The sequence below is a fragment of the Nesterenkonia sp. LB17 genome (assembly GCF_022565915.1).
Classification (GTDB): domain Bacteria; phylum Actinomycetota; class Actinomycetes; order Actinomycetales; family Micrococcaceae; genus Nesterenkonia.
Genome location: NZ_JAJOYX010000001.1, coordinates 318781 through 338258 on the forward strand (window position 1 = coordinate 318781; position 19478 = coordinate 338258).

A 19478-nucleotide genomic window follows, 5' to 3' on the forward strand; every position below is an offset into this window, starting at 1 on the left:
CCGGGCGATAAGCTGGATGCGGGACATCGTCACCTGAGGTCCCGCACGGACGATCAATGCTGATGGAGGCATCTGTGAGCTACGGCAGCAACGCCCAGCGCACGCCCGAAGAGGTCAACACCTCGGGCAAAGACTGGTTCACCCTCTACACCGTCTTCGCGCGGACCGGACCCGCTCCGCAGGGCGCCGACGTGGAGGTCGAGTTCGACCAGCTTGCCGGAGCGTTCGCCGAGCAGGAGGTCAGCTTCCGCGGCACCTACGACGTCTCCGCCATGCGCGACGAGGCCGACATCCTCACCTGGGTCACCGGCCCCTCAGCCGAGGGCCTGCAGGCCGCGGTGCGCCGCATCCGCCGCACCGCGATGTTCTCGCAGACCCGGATCGCGTTCTCCGCCATGGGCGTGCACCGCACCGCCGAGTTCGCCCGCAGCCACGTCCCGGCCTATGCCCTCGGGGTGCCGCCGGAGGACTGGCTGGTCATCTATCCGTTCAACCGCTCCTATGACTGGTACCTGCTGGACCCGGCCAAGCGCGGGAAGATGCTGCGCGAGCACGGAATGCTCGGCCAGGAGTTCCCCTCGGTGCTGGCCAACACCACCTCGGCCTTCGCGCTGAACGACTGGGAGTGGCTGCTCGCGCTGGAGGCGCCGAAGCTCACCGATCTGGTCGACATGATGCGCAAGCTGCGCGAGTCCGAGACCCGCTATCACGTACGCGATGAGATTCCCTTCTACACCGGACGCCGCCTGAAGGCCGCGTCGGAGATCGCTGAGGTTCTGCTGTGACGATCACCCCCGACAACGCCGAATCGGCCGAGAACACCGGATCAGCCGGGAACGCCGGACCGGCGCACCCGACCGAGACCTCCGATCACCCCACCGAGGCGCAGGCCGCCTCGGCAGTGGCGGACTCCTCCCAGGCCACGCCCACCCCGGGCACCGAGACCAGCCCCGACGCCGCCGAGGCGCCGGCTCCGCTTCCGGTGGACTATGCCGAGGGTTCCACCAAGGACCAGCCGGGCAACTACGACGCGATCCTGCTCGCCTCCTTCGGCGGCCCCGAGGGTCAGGATGACGTGCTCCCATTCCTGCGCAACGTCACCCGAGGTCGCGGCATCCCGGATGAGCGGCTAGAAGAGGTCGCCACGCACTACCGCGCCAACGGCGGGATCAGCCCGATCAACCAGCAGAACCGGGACCTCAAGGGGGCGCTGGAGGCCGAGGTCGCCGCCCGGCAGCTGAACATCCCGATCTACTGGGGCAACCGCAACTGGAACCCCTTCTTCACCGAGACCTTCCGCGAGATGCACGCTGCCGGACACCGTCGGATCCTGGCGCTGGTCACCTCCGCGTACAACGGCTACTCCTCCTGCGGGCAGTACCGCGAGGACTTCTCACTCACCCTGGATGAGACCGGGCTGCGCGAGGAGATGAGCGTGGTGAAGGTTCGTCAGTTCTTCATGGACAAGGCGTTCATCGACCCGTTCAAGGACGCCCTGGCCGCCGGCATCGCCGATGTCCGGGCGCAGCTCGAGCAGGCCGGAAAGGCCGAGGCGAAGCCGAAGATCGTCTTCGTCACCCACTCCATCCCCAGCCGCAACGCCGAGGCCATGGGCCCGGACCGGGTGATCGAGGAATACGGCACCGACGTCTACTCGGCCGAGCACCTCGCCGTCGCGCGCCACCTGATGGCCAGCGTCGAAGAGGCCGAGGGCCTGGAGCACTCACTGACCTTCCAGTCCCGATCCGGCAGCCCGAAGACCCCGTGGCTGGAGCCCGACATCAACGACGCCATCACCGAAGACGCCGAGGCCGGCGTCGCCGGTGTGGTGGTGATGCCCATCGGCTTCGTCTCCGATCACATGGAGGTGCTCTGGGACCTCGACACCGAGGCCAAGGACACCGCCGCGGAGCTCGGCCTGGCCTACCACCGCGCCGCGACCCCTGGCATCCAGGAGAAGTTCGTCTCCGGACTTATCGACGTGCTCAGCGAGTACCTGCAGGGCGTCAACGGTGAGCCCGTCGGCTTCGGCGAGCAGGTCGTGCCCGGCAAGTGGTCCGGCATCTGTGGTCCCTGCAACTGCACCCGCTTCCGCAAAGATGTCGCAAGGAGCTAGATGCCCACCTTCACCGTAGGCACCCGCGGCAGCAAGCTCGCGCTGACCCAGACGACGACGGCGGCCGAGGCGCTCGCCTCCCACGCCGACGCCGGATATGAGCTCATCACGGTCAAGACCGAGGGTGACATCCTCACCGGGCCGCTCGCGCAGATGGGCGGCACCGGAGTGTTCGCCTCCGCGCTGCGCCAGGCGCTGTTCGACAAGACCTGTGATGTGGCCGTGCACTCGCTCAAGGACCTGCCGGCCAAGGATCTCGAGGGGCTTGCGATCGCCTCGGTGCCTTCTCGCGAAGACGTGCGCGATGCGCTGTGCTCCGCCGATGACGTCCCGCTGGCCCAGCTGCCGCAGGGCGCGAAGGTCGGCACCGGCTCCCCGCGCCGGGCCGCACAGCTGCGCGCCGCCCGACCTGATCTGGAGATCGTGGACATCCGCGGCAACGTCGGCACCCGGCTGGCCCGGGTCCGCGGCCATGGGTCTGCGGCCGAGGCCTCACCGCAGGCACCGAATGCCGCCCGGGGTGACCTGGACGCCGTCGTGCTCGCCGGGGCGGGGCTGAAGCGGCTCGGCCTGGAGCACCACATCGCCGAGCTGATCCCCACCGAGGTCATGCTCCCCGCCCCCGGACAGGGAGCCCTGGCCGTGGAGGTCCGCGCCGAGGATGCCGAGCCCACGGCGCCGCTCGGCATGGCGCTGGCGCTCTATGACGACATCCCGGCCCGGCTGGAGACCTCCGCCGAACGGGGACTGCTGGCGAAGCTCAACGCCGGCTGCTCGGCGCCGATCGGCGGGCTCGCCCGCTATGACGACAATCCCGACGGCGGCGCCACCCTGCGGCTGGACTCGGTGATCTGCGCGCCCGACGGCACCAAGGTGCAGCGCGCCGGGGCCGAGATCTCGATCGAGGCCGGGGCTGATCGCCGGGTTTCGGTGGACCGGGCGATCCAGCTCGGCACTCATGTCGCCGAGCAGCTGCTCGCCGAGGACTTCGGGCTGTTGCAGCACGTCGTGGATTCCTAGAAGCTGGCACCATGCGCATCGCCCTGACCCGAGACCCCGCACAGGCGGGCCCGCTGGAGGCAGGGCTGCGCGCCGCCGGACTGCAGGTCCAGTTCCTGCCGGTCACCGAACAGCGACTGCCCGCCGACACCACCGAGCTGACGACGGCGCTCGAGCGGCTCTCACACGGGGACTTCGCGTGGGTGCTGTTCACCAGCGCCAACACCGTCCGGGCCCTGGTCAAGCTGGGCTGGGACGGCACCGTTCCGGCACAGGGACGCGTCGGCGTCGTCGGCCCCGGCACTGCCCGGGTGCTGCGCACGCTGACCGGCATCACCTCCCCGTGGATGCCTGAGGCGGAGAAGAGTGCGGCCGGGATGATCCAGGAGATCCCCGAGCCGGCCCCGGGTGCGAACACGGAGCTGCTGCTGCCGCAGTCGGCCCAGGCCCGGTCCCAGCTGCGCGACGGTCTCAGCGCCATCGGCTGGCAGGTCACCCAGGTCAGCGCCTATGAGACCGACTGCCTGGTGGTCGACGGAGCGCTCGCGCCCGGCGACTCGGACCGGCGGCTGCTCCCGCAGCCCGCCCGCGAAGACCTCCTGGACCTCGATCAGCTCGCCGCGGACCTGCGCCGCGACCGGCTGACCCACGTGGACCCCACGGTTCTGCTGGTCACCAGCTCCTCGGCCGCCGACGGACTCGCGGACCTCGGGGTCCCGGAGCGGGTCCGGCTGCTGGCCATCGGCCGGCCCACCGCCAAGACCCTCTCTCGCCGCGGCATCCCCGCCGCCAGTGTTCTCTCTGAGCCGAGCGCCGACGCTGTGATGGCCGCCCTGGGTCGCTGAGAACTAGACTGACCGGCGGCGACACGCTTGAGCTGGACCGGCTGCGCAGTGACGCGCCGCCAGCCCGAGCGCACCGACCGTCATCCCCCTGATCACCAGGAGTCGAACGTGAGTTTCCCCGAACAGCGCCCCCGCCGGCTGCGCCGCAGCCCCGCCATGCGCCGGATGGTGGCCGAGACCCGGCTGCACCCGGCCGACCTGATCCTGCCGGTCTTCGTCCGCGAGGGCCTCACCGAACCGGTGCCGATCAGCTCCATGCCCGGAGTGGTGCAGCACACCGAAGCCTCCCTGCTCACCGCCGCCGAAGAGGCCCGCGACCTCGGCCTGGCCGGGATCATGCTCTTCGGCATCCCCACCACCCGCGACGCCCAGGGCAGCGCCGGCCTGGACCCGCAAGGCATCCTCAACCGCTCCATCCGCGCTGTGAAGGACCGGGTCGGCGAGGACCTGGTCGTGATGAGCGACCTGTGCCTGGACGAGTTCACCGATCACGGGCACTGCGGGCTCGTCGACGAGGCCGGCGAGGTGGACAACGACGCCACCCTGGAGGTCTACGCCGAGATGGGCGTGGCCCAGGCCGAGGCGGGCGCCGACGTCGTCGCACCCTCGGGCATGATGGACGGCCAGGTCGCGGTGATCCGCCAGGCCCTGGACGAGGCCGGACACCAGCACGTGCCGATCCTCGCCTACGCCGCGAAATACGCCTCCGGCTTCTACGGCCCGTTCCGCGAGGCCGTGGACTCCCAGCTGAAGGGTGACCGCAAGCAGTACCAGATGGACGCCCCGAACCGCACCGAGGCGCTGCGCGAGGTCGAGCTGGATCTCGCCGAAGGCGCGGACATGGTGATGGTCAAGCCCGCCAGCGCCTACCTCGACATCCTCTCCGACACCGCCGCGATCAGCGACGTCCCGGTCTCGGCCTACCAGGTCTCCGGGGAGTACGCGATGATCGAGGCCGCCGCCGCCAATGGCTGGATCAACCGGCGCACCGTGGTCACCGAATCGCTGATCGCGATCCGCCGCGCGGGCGCCACCAACGTGCTGACCTACTACGCCGCCGAGGTGGCCGGATGGCTGCGCGAGGAGCTGGCCGGGTCACGCGGGAGTGCCTCGGCGTCCGGTGCGCAGACGCCGCCGAGCGCGCCCGCGCACCCGCCGATCGAGCCCCGTCGGCCCACAGCCTCGACCCGCCCTGCCGACCAACCCCGCACCGACGCCGGCTTCCCGCCGGTCAGCTGAAAGGACCCTCCTCCGCGATGACCACGAACCAGGAACTCTTCGACACAGCCCGCGAGCTCATGCCCGGGGGAGTGAACTCCCCGGTCCGCGCCTTCGGCTCGGTGGGAGGGACCCCTGCGTTCATGGTCTCCGCCGACGGGCCCTACCTGCGCGACGCCGAGGGCACCGAGTACGTGGACCTCGTCGGGTCCTGGGGACCGGCGCTGCTGGGGCACAGGCATCCTGCGGTGATCGCCGCCGTGCACGCCGCGGTGGACGCCGGACTCGGCTTCGGCACCTCCCACCCCTCCGAGGCGCGGCTCGCCGAACTGGTCCGCGGCCGGGTCCCCGGCGCGCAGATGATCCGGATGGTCTCCACCGGCACCGAAGCCACCATGACCGCGATCCGGCTGGCCCGCGGGGTCACCGGTCGCAACATCGTGGTGAAGTTCGCCGGCTGCTATCACGGGCACTCCGACGGGCTGCTCGCCGCCGCCGGCTCCGGGGTCGCCACGCTCGGGCTGCCCGGATCCGCGGGGGTCACCGAGGCGCAGGCCTCAGAGACCATCGTGGTGGAGTACAACGACCGCGCCGGACTCGAGGCGGTCTTCGCCGAACATGGCGAGCGCATCGCCGCGGTGATCACCGAGGCCACCCCCGCCAACATGGGCGTGGTGGTCCCTGAAGAGGGCTTCAACGCGTTCATCCGCGAGATCACCGAGCGCCACGGCGCGCTGATGATCTTCGACGAGGTGATGACCGGATTCCGGATCACCGAGGCGGGCTACTGGGGAGCCTCCGGACGGGTCGAAGGCTGGGAGCCGGACCTGTTCACCTTCGGCAAGGTCATCGGCGGCGGGCTGCCCACCGCCGCGCTGGCCGGGCGCCGCGAGATCATGGAACACCTGGCGCCCACCGGACCGGTGTATCACGCCGGCACGCTGTCGGGGAACCCTGTCGCGATGGCCGCCGGGGTGGCCACCCTGGAGCACGCCACCGCCGGGGTCTACGCGCACGTGGATTCCAAGGCGCAGGTCGTGGCCGACGCACTCACGGCTTCGCTGCACGACGCCGGGGTGGACCATTCCCTGCAGAAGGTCGGCTCGCTGTTCTCGGTGGCCTTCGGCACCTCCGCCACCGGGGTGCACAACTACGCCCACGCCCAGGCCCAGGAGACCTTCCGCTACGGACCGTTCTTCCACGCGATGCTCGACGCCGGGGTCTACCTGCCGCCGAGCGTGTTCGAGGCGTGGTTCCTGTCCTCAGCCCACGACGACGCCGCCATCGGCCGCATCCTGGATGCGCTGCCTTCCGCCGCGAAGGCCGCCGCGCAGGCCAAGCCCTGAGGGGTCAGCCTTAAGGTTCAAGGGCCGAGGGTCACGGGTGAGACGTCAGCCTTGACCCTCGGCGGCCAGCGTTGATCACGCGAGCCTGGGGTTGATCATCGTCATCCCCGGGGTCGCGGACCGCTGCATCGCGGGCAGCAGGGTGGCCGCCTCCTCGAGCCCGACCACGCGTTCGATGAGGTCCTGCGGGCGCAGCGTGCCCTCAGCGATCAGGGCCAGCATCCCGGGGTAGTCGGTCGCGGCCATGCCGTGGCTTCCCAGCAGGTCGAGCTCCCAGGCGATGGCGCGGGCCATCGGGACCGCGGAGAGTCCGGTCTCGGTGGGCAGCAGACCGATCTGGACGTGGCGGCCGCGGCGGCGCAGGCTCAGGATCGCCGCCGCGCAGGTCTGTTCGCTGCCGACCGCGTCCACGGAGATATCGCTGCCCTCACCGGTGATCTCGCGAACCGCTGCCGGGACATCGCGCCCGTCGGCGAGGATCCCATGATCGGCGCCAAGGTCCCGGGCCGCCTGCAAGGCCTCGGGGCTGCGGTCCACCGCGATCACCTGGGCGCCGATCGCCTTGGCGATCATCACCGCGCTCAGCCCCACACCTCCGGCGCCCACCACGGTGACCCATTCCCCGGCGCGCACACCGGCTCGGGCGGTCAGCGCCCGGTAGGCGGTGGCGAACCGGCAGCCCAGCGCGGCCGCGGCCTCGAAGGAGACACCCTCGGGGATGGCCACCAGGTTCGTGTCGGCGGCGTGGAGAGCGACGTGTTCGGCAAAGGAGCCTGCGTGGGTGAAGCCGGGCTGCTGCTGATCGGGACACACCTGGGCGTTGCCGGAGCGGCACCAGTCGCAGGCCCCGCAGCCGCACACGAAGGGCACCGTCACGCGGTCGCCCACGTGCCAGTTCCGCACCCCAGGGTCCACCGCGGAGATGACCCCGGCGAGCTCATGACCGGGCACATGGGGGAGGGTGAGCTTCTCGTGTCCGGCCCAGGCATGCCAGTCGCTGCCACACAGGCCGGTCGCATGGACCTCCACGACGACCCCGCCTGCGGGCGGGGCGGGGTCGGGCACGTCCCGGACGTCCAGGGGCCCTGCGATCTCATCCATCACCATTGCGCGCATGAGGATGGATCTTACCTGTGCGCCCGGCACCGTCACGTGCCTGCACCGTTTGGGCACTGACGGGTGGAACGCTACAGTCTTTCGCCGGTCGTTCCACCCTTCGAGTCAGGAAGGTCCGCCCTCCACAACATCATCGGTGACGTCGGAGAGTGGGTCGCCTCGGCGTTCACACCGGCCATGCCGGACTGACCACGGCGTCGGGACGGGTGCGGCGCAGATACTCCTGCAGGTCCGCCGACTGCCCGACCTTCCATCCGGCCTGGAGCCGGTGCAGCTCGGGCGCCGGGATCTGCAGCTGCGGGAAGCGCTGCGCCTGCGCGCAGGCCACCTCTACCGCGGCCCAGGCGTCCGGGGTCGCCGAGTGGGCGGCGTCGAGCTCGACCTCATAGTGCAGGCACATCTGGCTCAGCGTGCGTTTTCCGCGACGGTACTTGTCCACCTGCTTGTCGATCACCAGCGGGTCGATGACCCCGACCGGCTCGGTGAACTCCACCCCATGGCGCAGCGCCTCCTGCTGCAAGACAGTGAAGTCATAGGGAGCGTTCATCACCACCACGGCGCTGCCGGCGGCGAACTCCTGTGCCAGCGCGGTGGTGATCTGGGCGACCGCCTCAGCCGCCGGCTGACCGTTGGCCTGGGCGTATTCGGTGGAGATGCCGTGGATGGCGGTGGTCTCGGCGGGGATCTCCACCCCGGGATCCACCAGCCATTCCCGAGTGCGCACGCGCTGCGCGCCCGGACCGGCGGGCTCGACCGCACCGGCTTCAGCGCCGCTGCCGGCTGCCGTGTCGGCGCTGACCTCTGCGTCGTCGAAGATCACCAGCGCCGCGGAGACGATCCGCGCTACACGTGGATCCCGGGAGGTGGTCTCCAGGTCGAAGCCGACCCGGCGGCGGGTGTGCCAGGACTCGCTGCTGGGAGTGATCTCGAAGAGGGTGGGGGTCTCGGCCATGGCACTACGGTAGCGCGCCGGTGGGACATGACCGCGGACATCACCCTGCGCCGCCGGTGCGTGGTCGCGCTGGGTTGCGCCGTGTCATGTCCGGGGGCTCTGATTGAATGATCCCCATGGAGTTCGATCAGTCCCAGCATCAGGTGCTCGCCGCCGCCGAACGCCCCGGACATGGGCCGATCCTGAGTTTCGGTGGTCCCGGCAGCGGCAAGTCGACGCTGGCGGCGGAGCTTGCGCTGCGTCATCTCGAATCCGGACAGGACTCCTCCCGGCTGCTGCTGCTCTCACCCACCCGCGCCACCTCTGCAGTGCTGCGCGACCAGGTCGAAGCTGCCTGGGCCGCCCGGGACGCCAGTTCCCGGGGTGGGTCGATCTCGGAGCAGCCCTCCCGATCCTTCGCGTCCTACGCCTTCTGGCTGCTCGGGGAGGCTCGGCGCCGGGAGATCCTCAGCTTCACCGCGCGTCGGCCCCGGCTGCTCTCCGGAGCCGAGCAGGACAGCATCATCCGTGAGCTGTTGGCCGTGGATCCCGCCAGCGGTCTGCCGCCGATCATCTGGCCGACCTCGTTGGAGGAGGCCGCCGGCACCGATGGTTTCCGTAAGGAGATCCGTGAGCTCTTCGACCGCGCCGCCGAGTACGGGGTGTCTCCCGATCAGCTTCGCGGCCTGGCCGAGCAGTGCCGGCGCCCGGAGTGGGCGGCCGCCGCGGAGCTCTACCAGCGCTACCGTGAGGATCTCGACGCCGGGGCCAACGCCGACGCGTTCGACCCCGCGGGATTGATCAACGAGGCCTGCAACCTGCTCGAGGAGAACCCCGAGTTCCTCGCGACCGAACGAGAGCGACTGCGCCGCATCATCGTCGATGATCTGCAGGAGGCCACCCCCTCGGTGTATCGGCTGCTGCGTCTGATCGGCGCCGGCGCCGACGTGCTCGCCTTCGCCAGCCCCGAGACCGCGGTCCAGGGCTTTCGCGGCGCACGGCCGGACAAGCTGCGCAGCTGGACCGTGGCCCCGCGCCGGGTCACCGCGCAGAGCGTGTTGAGCCTGAATCCCGAGACCGACGCCGAGATCGAGGGCATCGTCCGGCGCAGCATCTCCGGGGCGATGACCCCAGATCCCCACGGCGGTCTGCCAGGGGTCGAGCCCAGCGTCATGGTGCTCGAGGGCAATCACCGGATCACCCCCGAGGTGGGCCGGGCCTACGCCCGCGCCCTGCGCCGGATCGCCCCGGCCGGACCCCAACAGCCTCGCCAGCGCTGGCTGCAGCTGCTCAGCGAGACCACCGCTGAACGGGCCGACGCGGCGCAGGGTGCTGCTGCACAGGCCTCCGCTGCGGAAACCTCCAATGGACAGCCGACGCTCGACCAGCCGCTGACGGAACAGCCCGCACCCGCGCCGGCGGACGCCGGATCCTGCGCGGTGGAGATCGTGCCCGGGGACTACCTGGCCGAGCAGTTCGTCCTGCAGGAGGTCCTGGACCGGCACCACCGACATGGGGTGCCCTTCGATCAGATCGCCGTCATCGCGCGCAACGGCGCGCTGCTGAAACGGCTGGTGCGGATGTTCCAGACCCAGGGCGTCCCGGTGCGCCAATCCATGAGCGATGTCATCCTCAACCAGGAGTCCGCGGTGGCCCCGCTGCTGCGGGTGCTGCGCCTGGTCACCGTCCAGTCCAGTCCTGCGCAAGATCCGGAGCAGGCTCCCGACCCGCTGCCCGTTCCGACGGACACCGTCGCGCTGCCCGAGGTGCTCGCACTGCTGACCAGCCGCTATGGCGAGACCGATTCGATGACGCTGCGCAGCCTGCGCCAGGTGCTGCGCAGCCAGGAGCGCCGCCGGCTGCGTGCAGACGCAGACCCCGCCGAACCGCGCAGCTCCGACGAGCTGCTTGTCGCCGCCGCGAACAATGCGGCCGACCCGGTCTTTGAGGCGGTCCGCACTCAGTCGCGCTTCCAACACCTGACCCGCGGACTGGAGCGGGTGGCCGCCATGCTCGCCGCCGGGCACGCCGCCGCCGGGCCCTCCAGCGGACCCGAGGAGCTGCTCTGGGAGATCTGGAACGCCGCCGACGTCAGCCGCCACTGGGCCGGGCTGACCCGCTGGTCCAGCGCCGAGGGACGCCGCGCCGACCATGATCTCGATGCGGTCATGGCGCTCTTCCAGGCTGCCGAACGTTTCTCCGACCAGAACCCCGGGGCCTCCGCGATCGCGTTCGTGGACCACATCGAACGCCTCGAACTCCCCATGGACACCCTGGCCAAGACCTCCGCCGTCGATGCGGCGATCGAAGTCCTGACCCCGGCCAGCGCGGCAGGTCGGGAGTTTGACACCGTCATCCTGACCGGGCTCCAGGAAGGGGCCTGGCCGAACCTCAACCCACGCGGACAGCTGCTGGGCAGCGGTCACCTGGTGGACGTCGTCGAAGGTCGCGCCGACGCCTCCGCCCAGTCGCTGCTGGTCAAACGGATGAACGTGCTCCAGGACGAGTACCGGCTCTTCGCCTCCGCGGTCTCCCGAGCCAAGAACCGTCTCTACGCGGTGGCCGTGCACGCCCAGGAGGAGAGCCCCTCAATGCTCCTGGACCTCGTGGTGCCTCCAGGGGAGCGCGAAGCCCGCAGCGGCGCCATCCCTCGCCCGATCACCGCCCACCGGCTGATCGCCGAGCTGCGCCGGCACCTGGAGATCAGCATCCAGGCCGAGCTCGACGACGACCCCGCGGATTCCCCCAAACACAGTGACGATGCCGCCCTTCTCACCGAGCCCAGCATCGATGAGACCACTGAGACTCAGCGCCGGGCAGCGGCCCGGGCGCTCGCGGTCCTCGCTGAGGGCGGACTCATCGGCGCGGAGCCGAACACCTGGTGGGGGCTGCCCGAGCTCAGCACCACCGCACCGCTGCTCGAGGCTGAGGACACCGTGAGGGTCTCCCCGTCCTCGGTGCAGAGCGCCATCGATTCACCGCTGCAATGGTTCACCGGCGCCGCCGGAGGCGTCGAGGCCACCGATTTCAGCCGGATGCTCGGATCCCTGATCCACGAGATCGCCGAGCACCACCCGGCCGAGACCGACCGCGAGGTGCTCACGGCCGAGCTCGACGCACGCTGGGACAGCCTGGGACGCGAGGAGGGCTGGGAGACCGAGAAGGACCGCTCCCGTGCCCGGGTCATGCTCAAGAAGCTCGCGGGCTACTTCGGCCACGTCGAAGGCCAAGGCCGCCAGGTCATCGCCCGCGAGCTGCAGGTCGAAGCCAGCCTGGAGATCCCACTGCCGCCGGAAGAAACCGGTGGTCCGGTGCAGACTCGATCCGTGCTGATCCGCGGCGTGATCGACCGCGTGGAACGCACCGAGGCCGGCGAGCTCTTCGTCATCGACCTCAAGACCGGCCGGCACAAACCCGCTCAGATCGAGATCCCCACCCACGGGCAGCTCGGTTCCTATCAGCTGCTGGTCGCGCTTGGGGCGGTGGACCGCGCCCTGCAGGACGCGGAGGAAGGGCCAACTCCAGAGACGGCCGACGAGAAGCGCCCCGACCCCGATGCCGACGTGGAAGCCGTTCAGCCCAACCCCGCGCCGTCACCGGGCAGAGGTGCCGCGCTGCTGCATGTCGGGACCACCGTGTCGAAGACCGACCTTCAAGAACAGCCCCCGCTCGGACCGGAGGACACCTGGCCGCTGGAACAGCTGACCCAGGCCGCCCAAGTGATGAGCGGCCGCGTGTTCTCCGCCTACCACTCCCCGAATCAACAGCGCTGCCTGGTCGGATCGCTCTGCCCGCTCTGCGAGAACACGAAACAGGTGACCCAGCCATGATGACCCTGGAGACCATGCGCTACAGCGCCCGAGACATCGCCGACGCGCTCCAGCGAGACACCCCCGCCCAGGACCGGCATTACCCCACCGCCGAACAGCAGGCCGTCATCGAATCCGGTTTGGACCCCATGCTCGTCGTCGCAGGCGCCGGCTCTGGCAAGACCGCCACCATGGCGGACCGGGTCGTCTGGCTGGTCGCCAACGGTATCGTGCGCCCCGACCAGATCCTCGGCGTGACCTTCACCAAGAAGGCCGCCGGGGAGCTGCGCGAGCGGATCACACGGAAGCTCGAGCAGCTGCTCGAGGCGGAGCTGATCTCCCCGGCCGATGTGGTGCCCGTGGAGGTCTCCGACACCGTGGAACACGCGGACATCTCCGAGCTGCTCGCCCCGGCGGTCTCCACCTATCACTCCTATGCGAACACGCTGGTGACCGAATACGGTCTGCAGATCGGACTGGAACCGGAGACCCAGCTCATCGGGGAGGCCAAGGCCTGGCAGCTGGTGCACCGGCTGGTCAGCGCCTATGACCGCGCCGAGGTGCTGGTGGAGGCCGAACAGTCGGCCGGGAGCCTCGCCGGATATGTGATGCGTCTGGCGGGGGACTGCGCCGAGCATCTGCAGTCCCCGGACGCGGTGGAAGCGCACCTCGACGTCGAACTGGCCCGGGTGGACGCCTGGCAGGAAGCCGGCGCGGCCTTGAGCAAGGACCAGACCTCATTGGTCCGCGCGCTGCGGGTGCGCCGCGAGATGGCCGAGCTGGTCCGCCGCTACCAGGAGAAGAAGCTCACCGAGGGGCTCATGGACTACGGGGACCTGCTGCGCTTCGCCGCGCAGATCGCCCAGGACGTCCCCAGTGCAGGGGAGTCCGAGCGGGAGAAGTACAAGGTGGTGCTCCTCGATGAGTTCCAGGACACCTCCTACGCGCAGCTCGCGCTCTTCAGCAGCCTCTACGGCGCCAGCGGCTCCGGCGGCGGGATGGGCCACGCGGTCACCGCCGTGGGAGACCCCAACCAGTCCATCTACGGGTTCCGCGGCGCCTCCGCCGGTCAGCTCTTCGACTTCCCCCAGTCCTTCCCCGCGGTGGACCCTGCCTCAGGCCAGCGCCGGCCCGCAGCACTGCTGCAGCTCACCATCGCCTGGCGCAACGGAGAGCGGATCCTCGATGTCGCCAACCGGCTGGTGACTCCCTTCGCCCCAGACGCTGCAGACTCCCTGGACAAGCCGTGGCGCGCGCACAACGCGCACCTGCGCGGGCAGCTCAAACCGCTGAGCCCACCTGACGGCGCCCACACAGCCACCGTGCGCTACGGCTGGTACACCTCAGACATCGAGGAGTCCCAGGCGATCACCGAACAGCTCAGCGCCGCGCTTCAGCCCGACCCGCAGCGCGACCCGCATCGGGAGGCCCCGAGCTGTGCCGTGCTGGCCCGGACCCGGGCCCAGCTGGAGACCATCGCCGAACAGCTGCGCCTCGCAGGACTGGACTACGAGCTGGTCGGACTCTCCGGGCTGCTGAGCACCTCGGAGGTGGCCGAAGTACTCGCCTACCTGCGGGTCATCGCCGACCCCGGCCGCTCCGACGCGCTGATCCGGATCCTCGCCGGAGCCCGCTACCGGATCGGGCCCCGCGACCTGCTGCAGCTGCAGCGCTCAGCCCGCGACCTCGAGGGGCTGCGGCTGCGCGCGCCGATCTCCGAGCGTCACGAGGGCAGCGCACAGTCGGGGGAGGGGGTGACCGACGCCGAGGACCGGTACGAGTCCACCGAACTCGAGATGGACGAACGCGCCTCACTGGTCGAAGCGTTGGAACGGCTCAAGGACTCCCCGGACCATGCCGAGCAGCTCGGCCTGTCCGCCGAGGGGCACCGCCGGCTGCTGCTGGCCAAGGAACAGATCCGCCGGCTGCGCCAGTGGGCCACCCTGGACCTGGGCGTGCTGATCCAGCGCATCGTCAGCGACACCGGCCTCGACATCGAAGTTGCGGCCCGGCCGTGGGAGGAGCAGCACTACGCCGCCCGCCAGCTCGACGCGCTGATCGACCAGGCCGAGAGCTACGCGGCCACCGAGACCACTCCGGACCTGCGCAGCTTCCTGGACTGGCTGGACGCCGCCGAGGAGAAGGAACGCGGCCTGGAACAGGCCGATGTCGAACCGACCCCCGGCGCGATCCAGCTGATGACCATCCATGCGTCCAAGGGACTCGAATGGGACGTGGTCGCCGTGGCCGGTCTGCGCGAGGACAAGTTCCCCAGCGCGAAGGCCGACCGCTGGACCGGCAGCAACGGCATGCTCCCGGCCCGACTGCGCGGAGATCGCCGCAGCATCCCGCAGTGGGAGTCCGAACAGCCTGATCTGCGCTCCTGGGCAGTGTCGGCCGGGGTGGGCGGCTGGAAGCAGTTCGCCGAAGACAACCGGGTCTTCACCGATGACGTGAAGGACTTCAGCCGAGAGGAAGAACGGCGGCTGGCGTACGTCGCGGTGACGCGGGCGAAGAAGCTGCTGCTGTGTACCGGCGCCTGCTTCTACGGCACCTCCGCCGGCAAGGAGCCCTCGGAGTTTCTCGAGGAGATCCGCGAGGTGGCCGATGGCTTCGGCGACGCCTCGGCTGCGTTGGAGTGGGCAGAGGTCATCGATATGAAGAACAACCCGGTGGGCAATGACCTCTTCGGCGCCCAGTGGCCCTATGACCCGCTGGCTCCGCTGCCGATGGGGCGCTACCGGCGACAGGTCGCAGAGGGCGAGCAGACCACGCTGCCCCAGATCAACACGGTGGAGTCACCGAAGGTGCAGCCCGGTCGCCGGGCCGCGCTGACCCGGGCCGCCCAGCTGGTGGAACAAGCCATCACCGATCGTGATCAGCCCGATGCGACGTCCGCCCATGACGGTGCCGCGGCGCTGCCGCTGACTCCCTGGGAGCAGGAGGCAGAATGGGTTGTGGACCGGGCGCGTGAGCAGCAGCGCGGCACCGGGAAGCCGCATTTCCCGGCGCACATCAGCGTTTCCAGCGTGGTGGGCATGGCCCGCAACGCCGAATCCATGGCCGAGTTCGCCCGGCGCCCCGTGCCGGTGAAACCCTCCCAGGCGGCACGCCGCGGCACCGTCATGCACGAATGGATCGAAGAGTTCTACGAGACCCGCAGCAGGCTGCCCGGGATCGAAGAGCCGCACCGCGGCGATGAGGACCTGGACGACACCTTCGACCTCTCCACGGTCAAGGAACGGTTCACCCAGACCGAATGGGCGCAGCGACGCCTATACGCAGCGGAGATCCCGGTGGAGACGACACTGGACGGTGTCGTCGTCCGTGGCCGGATCGATGCCATCTTCGGCAAAGACGACGCCGGCCAGGACCTCACCGCAGCCGACTTCGAGCGCTGGGAGCTGAAGTCAGCGGAGGACCGGAATGCTCAGATGCAGCAGTGCAGCTGGGACCTGGTCGACTGGAAGACCGGCATGGTGCCCACCGGCAAAGACCTTCGCGAGAAGCAGATCCAGCTGGCGGTCTACCGGTTGGCCTTTCACCGGCTCTACGGGGTGCCGCTGCAGCAGATCGAAGCGTCGTTCTTCTATGTGGAGCACGGGGTCACCGTGCCAGGGACGGATCTCCCGGAGCAGGAAGCGCTGAGGCAGTACATCTACACGGCTCGGCAACACTTCGGGGGATGAACCAAGAGACTTAAATAGGATGATCAGGAGACTGACTGTCTAGATGTTACTAAAGGGGGCGCGTGAAAAAGGAAATCAACGTTGTAGGCGCAGTGATCGTCGATGGCGGAAAAATACTCTGCGCTCAGCGAGGCCCCGAAGGCAGCTTGCCTGACATGTGGGAGTTCCCCGGCGGGAAGATCGAGCCGGGCGAAAGCCCACGCGGAGCCCTCCAGCGCGAGATTGCCGAAGAACTTGAGTGCACTGTTGAGGTGGGGGAGAAGGTCACCACGACAACATATGAGTACGACTTCGGAGTCGTCACCCTGACCACTTTCTTCTGCGAGCTCACGTCGGGCACGCCGCGGCTGACAGAACACGCTGACGTGATTTGGCTCAGCCCGAGTGACCTCGGAGTCCTCAGGTGGGCGCCCGCTGACATCCCAGCGATCGAGATCATCCGAGGAGCCCTCACCTCATGAGCGCTCGCCCCGATCTGTTCTACGCGGAGAATCAACTAGCGCGCGACGTCAGTCGGGGGTTCATTTGCGCCGAGGGCACCGGACTGGGGAGATACTCACCTGAGTTGGTTCTGAATGACCGCAAAACGGGAAGCACCGTCCTGCGGACCATTCGCGAGCAGCTTCGCCTGAGCCGCTCATTCTTTTTCTCAGTCGCCTTCGTCACGCCCGGCGCGTTGGCGATGCTCAAACAAGACTTGCTCGATTTTGACGGGCAGGGGCGCATCGTCACCTCGAATTATCTTAACTTCAACGCACCCAGTACTTTCGAGGACCTCCTGCATCTGCGTGAGCTCGGAATCGATGTTGAAGTGGGACTTCACAGTTCTCGGGCCTTCCATCCCAAGGGTTACGTCTTCGAGCACCACAAGAGCGTGACAGCCCTCGTGGGAAGCGCGAACCTTACGGAATCCGCCTTGACCCGCAATCACGAGTGGAACATGAAGGTCTCCGCAGGACCGGACAGTGAGCTGGCCGCCCAGCTTTCTGTCCTTGTAGCCAATGAGTTCGCTTCGACGAGACCCCTTAGTTCCGGGTGGATCGAGGCATACCGTCAGAAATTCGACGCCCTTCAGGTGCAAGCTCGGTATACCTCCCGTATCGAATCGCTTGCAGACGAGGAACCGACAGATAGCGATCCCATCGAAGTTGGCCGAGCGAAAATCCAGCCGAACGCCATGCAATCCGAGGCGCTGGAGGCCATCGAAGCCATCCGTGTGGCGGGGCACCAACGAGCACTCGTCATTTCCGCCACCGGGACCGGAAAGACCATTCTGTCCGCACTTGATGCGCGTTCCGCTTCTCCCCGGCGCCTGCTATTTGTCGCGCACCGTGAGCAAATTCTGGACAAGGCGATGTCTGAATTCAAACGCGTACTGGGTGGACCTAGCGATGATTATGGAAAGCTCGCCGGGTCCGTTAAACAACTCGATCGACGCTACGTGTTCGCCACCGTCCAGTCCCTCGCCAGACCAGACGTCCTGGGACAGCTCTCGCCCACCGACTTTGACTACCTGCTCATTGATGAAGTTCATCGCGCCGGGGCGGCGTCTTATCGACGCGTTCTCGACTACCTCAGTCCTGATTTTGCGTTGGGCATGACAGCGACACCGGAACGCAATGACGGGGCGGATATATATGAGCTCTTCAATTACAAGGTTGCGTACGAGATTCGACTCCATGATGCGTTGGAGGCCGACATGCTCAGCCCGTTCCATTACTTCGGTGTGGCGGACGCGATCTTCGATGACGGCTCGACGATTTCTGAAGAGACGGGTCTCCACCGCCTGTCGGGAGCAGTGCGGACATCGCATATCGTCGACGCGATTAACAAGTACTCCCAGCAAGGCGTTCCGACCCGAGGCCTCATGTTCTGTAGTCGCAAGGATGAGGCACATGCACTAGCAGCTGAGTTGAACCAGCGATCCATCAATGGGCGTAATTTGCGAACAGCGGCATTGACCGGGGAAGACTCGGTCGAAGACCGCGAGAATACAGTGAAGCTGTTGGAACTCGGAGAGCTCGATTACGTGCTGTCGGTGGACATCTTCAACGAAGGCGTCGATATCCCGTCAATCAACCAAGTCGTCATGTTGCGTCAAACGCAGTCGGCCATCATTTTCGTGCAGCAACTCGGGCGTGGGCTGCGCAAAGCGCCGGGAAAAGACCATCTCACGGTCATTGATTTCATTGGTAATTACGCGAACAACTACCTCATTCCCATCGCGCTTTTTGGGGACAAGTCGATGAACAAGGAGTCATTGCGAAAGAACTTGAACGCCGCGGAGGAAGACGGCGTCTTGCCCGGAATGTCCAGTGTCCGGTTCGATGAGATCGCTCGGGAGCGAGTGCTTCGGGCAATCGCCGACGCGAAGATGGATCACCTGCGTCATTTGCGGGGGGAAATTGAGCTGCTCCAGCAGCGTCTAGGTCGCGTACCTAGACTTTGGGACTTCGTCGAACACGACTCGGTGGATCCCCTGGTGTTAGCCACTCGTCTAGAGCACTTCCCGGCGCTCGTGGCCAAGACACTCAAGATGCCATCTGGACTTTCTTCAACTCAGTCGCGTGCACTAAGTCTCCTATCCCATGAGGTCTTGCCCGCTAAGCGGCCGCATGAGGCACTCTTGCTGCGCGAGCTCTTGTCGAGGACTGATGTAACCGACACTGAACTGCGCGAGGTACTGGAAGGTCAGAAGCTCCCATCCGGGCCGGACGTGCTGCAGAGTGCCCAGGCAACCTTCATGCTAGAAGGTTACAACCAGGGGGATCGAGCACGCTACGAGGCGCCCGTCGCGGAGCGCACGCCGGCTGGAGCCCTGCGACTCGTTCCTGCGGTTGCCAAGGCATACCAACGCGATTCCAACTTCGCGGACAAAGTGAACGACATTCTCAAGACTGCCGCTCACGTTAATCAGGCATATTTGCCGGATCGCCCATTCACGCCCGGAATGCGGTACTCCCGCCGAGACGCGGCCAGACTGCTGGGCTGGGATCGCAGCAACGCATCAACGATGTACGGCTACCGCACCGATGTCACCTCAGGTCAGTGCCCGATCTTTGTGACATTACACAAGGGCCATGACGTCGAGGCGAGTGTCGCCTACGAGGACGAGTTGCTCGACCCAAGTGTCATGCGATGGTTCACCCGGAGCCGACGCTCATTGGCGAGTAGAGAAGTGCGTGCGATCGTGGAAAATTCCGTGGATCTCCACGTCTTCGTGAAGAGGGACGACGCCGATGGGACCGACTTCTTCTATCTTGGCCAAGCGCGGTCCGAGGATGCGGAGGAAACGACCATGGCCAACGAGGAAGGTGCGCCATTGCCGGTCGTACGAATGCTGTTGCGCTTCAACGAACCCGTACCGCACAGTCTCTACGACTACTTTCACCCCACACTGACCGCTTAG

Annotated in this window: 12 protein-coding genes; 10 read left to right on the forward strand and 2 right to left on the reverse strand. The window is 67.8% G+C overall.

What is annotated here, in order from left to right; all coding sequences use genetic code 11:
- The first annotated feature begins 62 nt into the window (after positions 1-62).
- From hemQ to hemL, 6 genes are all read left to right on the forward strand, one after another.
- Positions 63-785, forward strand: a complete 723-nt coding sequence (gene hemQ, locus LTH96_RS01470) for a hydrogen peroxide-dependent heme synthase (RefSeq protein WP_241463860.1) — start codon at positions 63-65, stop codon at positions 783-785.
- The gene (locus LTH96_RS01475; RefSeq protein ID WP_370644355.1) at positions 782-2116 is read left to right on the forward strand and encodes a ferrochelatase; all 1335 of its coding nucleotides are present in this window, start codon (positions 782-784) and stop codon (positions 2114-2116) included. Before hemQ ends, LTH96_RS01475 begins: the two co-directional genes overlap by 4 nt.
- Positions 2117-3136, forward strand: coding sequence for a hydroxymethylbilane synthase (gene hemC / locus LTH96_RS01480; protein ID WP_241463861.1), 1020 nt, complete (start codon positions 2117-2119; stop codon positions 3134-3136).
- An 11-nt stretch (positions 3137-3147) separates the two neighbouring features.
- Positions 3148-3960, forward strand: a complete 813-nt coding sequence (locus tag LTH96_RS01485) for a uroporphyrinogen-III synthase (RefSeq protein WP_241463863.1) — start codon at positions 3148-3150, stop codon at positions 3958-3960.
- Between the two features lie 108 nt (positions 3961-4068).
- Positions 4069-5199 (forward strand): porphobilinogen synthase, encoded by a 1131-nt coding sequence (gene hemB, locus LTH96_RS01490; RefSeq protein WP_241463865.1) that lies wholly within the window; start codon positions 4069-4071, stop codon positions 5197-5199.
- A 17-nt stretch (positions 5200-5216) separates the two neighbouring features.
- Positions 5217-6524 (forward strand): glutamate-1-semialdehyde 2,1-aminomutase, encoded by a 1308-nt coding sequence (gene hemL, locus LTH96_RS01495; RefSeq protein ID WP_241463867.1) that lies wholly within the window; start codon positions 5217-5219, stop codon positions 6522-6524.
- A 75-nt stretch (positions 6525-6599) separates the two neighbouring features.
- On the opposite strand, the gene LTH96_RS01500 is transcribed toward hemL, so the two are convergent.
- The gene (locus tag LTH96_RS01500) at positions 6600-7640 is read right to left on the reverse strand and encodes a zinc-dependent alcohol dehydrogenase family protein (RefSeq protein WP_241463868.1); all 1041 of its coding nucleotides are present in this window, start codon (positions 7638-7640) and stop codon (positions 6600-6602) included.
- 166 nt (positions 7641-7806) lie between these two features.
- Positions 7807-8592 (reverse strand): 3'-5' exonuclease, encoded by a 786-nt coding sequence (locus tag LTH96_RS01505; RefSeq protein ID WP_241463869.1) that lies wholly within the window; start codon positions 8590-8592, stop codon positions 7807-7809.
- 116 nt (positions 8593-8708) lie between these two features.
- On the opposite strand from LTH96_RS01505, the gene LTH96_RS01510 reads away from it, so the two are divergent.
- The 4 genes from LTH96_RS01510 (at position 8709) to LTH96_RS01525 (ending at position 19478) form a co-directional block, all read left to right on the forward strand.
- Positions 8709-12401, forward strand: a complete 3693-nt coding sequence (locus LTH96_RS01510) for an ATP-dependent DNA helicase (RefSeq protein WP_241463870.1) — start codon at positions 8709-8711, stop codon at positions 12399-12401.
- Entirely contained in the window at positions 12398-16069 is a 3672-nt protein-coding gene (locus LTH96_RS01515) for an ATP-dependent DNA helicase (RefSeq protein WP_241463871.1), read from the forward strand. Before LTH96_RS01510 ends, LTH96_RS01515 begins: the two co-directional genes overlap by 4 nt.
- Positions 16070-16131: 62 nt before the next feature.
- Positions 16132-16530, forward strand: coding sequence for a (deoxy)nucleoside triphosphate pyrophosphohydrolase (locus tag LTH96_RS01520; protein ID WP_241463872.1), 399 nt, complete (start codon positions 16132-16134; stop codon positions 16528-16530).
- The gene (locus LTH96_RS01525; RefSeq protein WP_241463873.1) at positions 16527-19478 is read left to right on the forward strand and encodes a DUF3427 domain-containing protein; all 2952 of its coding nucleotides are present in this window, start codon (positions 16527-16529) and stop codon (positions 19476-19478) included. The genes LTH96_RS01520 and LTH96_RS01525 overlap by 4 nt, the downstream gene beginning before the upstream one ends.

What these genes read in the sequence shown, in the direction of transcription:
- LTH96_RS01485 (WP_241463863.1), top strand. Translation starts at nt 3,148, where the DNA reads ATGCGCATCGCCCTGACCCGAGACCCCGCACAGGCGGGCCCGCTGGAG.
- hemQ (WP_241463860.1), top strand. Translation starts at nt 63, where the DNA reads ATGGAGGCATCTGTGAGCTACGGCAGCAACGCCCAGCGCACGCCCGAA.
- hemL (WP_241463867.1), top strand. Translation starts at nt 5,217, where the DNA reads ATGACCACGAACCAGGAACTCTTCGACACAGCCCGCGAGCTCATGCCC.
- LTH96_RS01500 (WP_241463868.1), bottom strand. Translation starts at nt 7,640, where the DNA reads ATGCGCGCAATGGTGATGGATGAGATCGCAGGGCCCCTGGACGTCCGG.
- hemC (WP_241463861.1), top strand. Translation starts at nt 2,117, where the DNA reads ATGCCCACCTTCACCGTAGGCACCCGCGGCAGCAAGCTCGCGCTGACC.
- LTH96_RS01505 (WP_241463869.1), bottom strand. Translation starts at nt 8,592, where the DNA reads ATGGCCGAGACCCCCACCCTCTTCGAGATCACTCCCAGCAGCGAGTCC.
- LTH96_RS01515 (WP_241463871.1), top strand. Translation starts at nt 12,398, where the DNA reads ATGATGACCCTGGAGACCATGCGCTACAGCGCCCGAGACATCGCCGAC.
- LTH96_RS01510 (WP_241463870.1), top strand. Translation starts at nt 8,709, where the DNA reads ATGGAGTTCGATCAGTCCCAGCATCAGGTGCTCGCCGCCGCCGAACGC.
- LTH96_RS01525 (WP_241463873.1), top strand. Translation starts at nt 16,527, where the DNA reads ATGAGCGCTCGCCCCGATCTGTTCTACGCGGAGAATCAACTAGCGCGC.